The organism is Luteibacter sp. P4_E6 (genome assembly GCF_056401535.1).
In genome coordinates, this window is record NZ_JBFUJE010000819.1 from 1 (window position 1) to 1,256 (window position 1,256).

2 protein-coding genes are annotated in these 1,256 nt (G+C 65.1%); both read left to right on the forward strand.

Annotated elements, in window-relative coordinates; genetic code table 11:
• A partial coding sequence (locus tag AC1DT2_RS23755; protein WP_477299145.1) for an alpha/beta hydrolase occupies window positions 1–738 on the forward strand: 738 nt, incomplete at its 5' end.
• Between the two features lie 76 nt (window positions 739–814).
• Entirely contained in the window at window positions 815–1,057 is a 243-nt protein-coding gene (locus tag AC1DT2_RS23760) for a hypothetical protein (RefSeq protein ID WP_477299146.1), read from the forward strand.
• Window positions 1,058–1,256 lie beyond the last annotated feature (199 nt).

The window sequence follows — 1,256 nt, forward strand, 5'->3', positions numbered from 1 at the left end:
GTCAGTGTGCCGCGCATCGAGATCTACACACCGCCACACCCCAACGGCACGGCCGTGATCGTCATCGGTGGCGGCGGTTACGCGCGAATCGGCATGGGTCAGGAAGTGATGCCGACGGCGACCTGGCTGCAGACGCAAGGGATCACGGCAGTGGTGCTTTACTACCGCCTTCCAGCGGACCATTGGCCTGCGGTCGCGCCATTTCAGGATGCACAACGTGCCATCCGTGTCCTTCGCGCGCATGCACAGGACTTCGGTATCAACCCGGCGCGGATCGGTGTGCTCGGTTTCTCTGCCGGCGGAAACCTCGCCGGCATCGCCGAAACGCGCTCGGCGGCGGCCTTCTATCCCCCTGTAGACGCGACCGACCGGCTCTCGGCACGACCGGATTTCGCGGCCCTGCTTTACCCGGTGATCTCGCTGGGGCAACCCTATGACACCACGCGCTCGGGTCGCGAGTTGTCCACCCAGGCCGACTCGGTACAGGCGTATTCCGTGCAGCTGCACGTGACCCCGAGGACAGCACCGACCTTCCTCGCCCAGGCCAAGGACGATCCCATCGCGAACATAGGCAACAGCCTGATCATGTACGACGCGCTGAAGAAAAATGGCGTCGAGGCCGAACTCCACGTGTTCGACAAGGGCGGCCACGGCTGGGGAATGGGTACGCCGGGCTCTGAGGTTGCCGCGTGGCCGAACTTGTTCGCCCTCTGGGCACGACGCAACGGTTTCCTGTGACGCTCCTCACACATACGGGCTAAAGACCGGGCGACGCTCGCCGATCCTTTCAGGGAGAGCCCGGAGTCGAATCGCCATGCCTGTTCAGCACGCCCGCCACGTCAACCTGCAGACCGTCCTGTCCCAACTCGAAGCCGAGGGCATCGTTGGCTATGCCGAACAGGCCGGGCACCTGGGCAATGTCACCGAGGGACGGCTCGCCGCCATGGCCCAGGGCGGCCCCATCGACATCCTGTTTGCCCAGCACGTGGAGTGGGCCCTGCACCGGCGGCGCGGCTGGATGGACGAGCTGCACGAGAACGATCCGCTGGAAGTTTGAGGGCAAAAAAAGGTTCTTCGCGGCATGCCGGGGACGCCGAAGACGGTGAGGCGCAGAGCCTTCTGCGTGCAGACGTCGCGGCRCAGAGCCTTCGGTGCCCACCCTCGCTGCTCAGACACGTCCTCCGCGTTTCGTACCGGAAAGGCCGCTGCGCGGCCCCTGTTCTTATTGGCCTACGGCCGCTCCACTTGTGCGGAAC